Raw genomic sequence first — 2,987 nt, 5'->3', positions numbered from 1 at the left:
GCCAGCCGGTGGGCGAGGCGGCCTATCTGCATCCCGGCTCGGTGCACTGGCGGGTCTACAAGAACCCCATCGCGCTCGCCGTCGGCGGCGTCGCCGCGGTGCTGCTGGAGTTCGCCGACGCCCGCATCCGTTCCGGGGTCTGGGACCATTCCACCTACAAGGCCGACCCCATCGGCCGCTCCAAGCGCACGGGCGTGGCGGCCATGGTGGGGGTCTATGGCCCGCAGAGCGCGGCCCGGCGGGTGATCCAGGGCGTCTCCAACATGCACGCCCGGGTCAAGGGCGCGACGCCTGCCGGCGAGGCCTACAAGGCCCTCGATGCCGAACTGCTGGACTGGGTCAGCGCCACGGCGGCCTACGGATTCCTCAACGCCTATGACCAGTTCGTCTCGCCGGTCTCGGAGGCTGACAAGACCCGCTTCTACGAGGAGGGCGGCCCCATCGCCCGGCTCTATGGCGTCCAGTATTCGCCCAAGTCGACCGCCGACTTCCTGGGCATGATGGACAAGCTGGCCGACCGGTTCGAACCGCACCCGATCGTCGAGGAGTTCCTGGCCATCATCCAGTCGGGTCAGGCCGCCCCGGGCCTGCCGAAGTTCCTGCACCGGGCGCTGGCCCGCGCCTCGGTCTCCCTGCTGCCGCCCATCGTCCGCGAGAAGCTGGCCCTGGGCCCGGAGTACGACCTGACCGCCGCCGACCGCCTGACCCTGAAGATCGCCGGCAAGCTGGCCGACCGGATTCCGGTCCGCGACTCCGCGCCCTGTCAGGCGAGCAAGCGCATGGGGCTGCCCGAGGACTTCCTCTACCGGGGTCGACGAACTCAGGACCGCCTGCTGGCGGACCTCTGGGCGGCCGAACCTGTGGGGCTGCCGGAATCCGCGCGGTAGGCCTCGCGTCATATCTCGCGTCATATCAAGTTGGTCGGGTGGCTGGTCCTTCTCCCCTTGCGGGAGAAGGTGGCCCTGCGGAGCAGGGTCGGATGAGGGGTCGATAGGCCTCTCGGGCCAGCCCCATTGCCGAGAACATGGAGAGGGGAGTGCGACCCCTCATCCGGCGCGCCCTGGCGCGCCACCTTCTCCCGCAAGGGGAGAAGGACGTCGCATGGTCGCCACGCTGGAGCCCGGTCGCTAAGGCCCCTTCAGCTCCACCGTGTTCCCCTCAGGGTCCTGCAGATAGAGCGACAGCCCGTCGCCGTGGGCGCCGTAGCGCTGGCCCTCGTCGCTAATGGCCACGCCGTGGGCGGCCAGGTGCGTCCGGATGACCGCCTCGTCGAAACCCTTCACCGTCAGGCAGAAGTGGTCGAGGTTGCGGCCCTCCTGGCCCGGGGCCGGGCCGCCCGGCTTCCCGAGGGGCCCGTCGACCGTGACCAGGTCGATCAGGCTGACGCCCGCCCGCAGGTGGGTGAGGCCAAGCTCCGGCCGGTCCCAGTCCACCGAACAGCCCAGGACCTGGGTGTAGAAGGCGATCATCGCCGCCTTGTCCCCGATACGCAGGACGATGTGGTCGAAGCCGGCGAGTTGGATCGGATGGTCGGTCATGGGTCTCAGATAGTCCGTCCAGGCCCGCAGGCTAGAGCAGCAGCCCGAACAGCCGGCAGTCGCGGCGGTCGCCGTCGCGCAGGACGTGGCCGCGCAGCAGGCCTTCCTCCTTGAAGCCGAGCTTCTCCAGCAGGGCGTCGGAGCGGCGGTTGCCCAGATGGGTGCGCGCCGTCAGCCGCCGCAGGCCGGTGGAGGCGGCGTAGGCGATCACCGCCCGCATGGCCTCCACGGCGTAGCCTTGCCCCCAGGCGCCGCGCCCCAGCATGAAGCCCACCTCGGCCCGCTTGTGCCGACGCTCGATGTCCGACAGGTCGCAGCAGCCCAGGAACTCGTCCCCCCGCAGCGTGCGCATGGCCCAGTAGAGCGCCCGGCCCGCGGCCATGTCCTCCACCTGTCCGGCGACGATGACCCGCACGAGGTCGGGATCGTCGATTTCGGGCACGTCCCAGTGGGCCATGACCTCGGCGTCGTTCATCAGGGGGAACAGCAGATCGGCGTCTGAGACCTCGAGCGGCCGGAGGTTCAGGCGTTCGGTTTCGAGAATCATGGTCTTGCCCGCGAACTGCGACGCCCTAGCTATGGCCTTGCGGCCATCTCAGTGGTAGAGCGCGCGCTTCATTTCGGCTCCGCTTAGGCCGAGGCTATCGGACGTACACATGCTGCTTGGCATCCTGCTCACCATCCACATCATCGTCTGCGTCTGCCTCATCGCCGTGGTGCTGATGCAGCGCTCGGAAGGTGGGGCGCTCGGCATGGGCGGTGGACCGACCGGTTTCATGAGCGCCCGCGGCGCCGGCGACCTGCTCACCCGCGTCACCTGGATCCTCGGCTCCACCTTCTTCGTGCTCAGCCTGGCGCTGACCCTGCTGTCGGGCCGGCAGGGCGCGGCGGACTCCGTCGTCGACCGCATGAAGATCGACGCCATCGACCCCAACAAGCTGAACCAGCCCCCGCAGCCGGCCAGTCCCAGCGCGGCCCCCGCGCCCCTGACCGCGCCCACCCCGCAGGTCCGCAACCCCTTCACCGGCGAGGCGGAGGGGACCACCCCGACCGCCCCGACCAACCCCTGATCTGATCGCGATGGTCGGTCTGGCGTCAGCGCCGCGCCCGCGGCGTGATCCCCTATGGGTGGGTCCGGGTGCGGCGTTTGCGCCCGCAAGCAAGTTTCACGAATCACCACAGCGCGCGCGCTGCGAATCACGGCTAACCTGAACGCCCATGACGCGGTACATTTTCATCACCGGCGGCGTGGTCTCCTCCTTGGGGAAGGGTCTGGCCTCCGCGGCGCTCGGCGCGCTCCTGCAGGCTCGGGGCTACAAGGTCCGCCTTCGCAAGCTCGACCCCTATCTGAACGTCGATCCGGGGACGATGAGCCCCTATCAGCACGGCGAGGTCTTCGTGACCGACGACGGCGCCGAGACCGACCTGGACCTGGGCCACTACGAGCGC

Annotated in this window: 4 protein-coding genes and 1 pseudogene; 3 read left to right on the top strand and 2 right to left on the bottom strand. The window is 69.5% G+C overall.

What is annotated here, in order from left to right; all coding sequences use genetic code 11:
• Nucleotides 1–8: 8 nt before the first annotated feature.
• Nucleotides 9–887, top strand: a complete 879-nt coding sequence (locus Q7T09_RS11615) for an oxygenase MpaB family protein (protein WP_304699833.1) — start codon at nt 9–11, stop codon at nt 885–887.
• 240 nt (nt 888–1,127) lie between these two features.
• Here Q7T09_RS11615 and Q7T09_RS11610 read toward each other — a convergent pair whose 3' ends face one another.
• On the bottom strand, nt 1,128–1,538 hold the full coding sequence (locus tag Q7T09_RS11610) for a VOC family protein (RefSeq protein WP_304699832.1): 411 nt from the start codon (nt 1,536–1,538) through the stop codon (nt 1,128–1,130).
• A 31-nt stretch (nt 1,539–1,569) separates the two neighbouring features.
• Entirely contained in the window at nt 1,570–2,085 is a 516-nt protein-coding gene (locus tag Q7T09_RS11605) for a GNAT family N-acetyltransferase (RefSeq protein WP_304699831.1), read from the bottom strand.
• Nucleotides 2,086–2,194: 109 nt separating this feature from the next.
• Here Q7T09_RS11605 and secG point away from each other — a divergent pair, with 109 nt between their 5' ends.
• Together secG and Q7T09_RS11595 are read left to right on the top strand one after the other, a co-directional pair.
• A complete protein-coding gene (gene secG / locus Q7T09_RS11600) occupies nt 2,195–2,608 on the top strand; it encodes a preprotein translocase subunit SecG (RefSeq protein WP_304699830.1) in 414 nt (137 codons plus the stop codon).
• A gap of 148 nt (nt 2,609–2,756) precedes the next feature.
• Nucleotides 2,757–2,987 (top strand): annotated as a pseudogene (locus Q7T09_RS11595) (CTP synthetase); the annotation flags it as partial.

It is taken from the genome of Phenylobacterium sp., from assembly GCF_030645195.1.
Taxonomy (GTDB): Bacteria; Pseudomonadota; Alphaproteobacteria; order Caulobacterales; family Caulobacteraceae; genus Phenylobacterium.
This window is presented reverse-complemented; position numbering and strand designations above follow the sequence as displayed.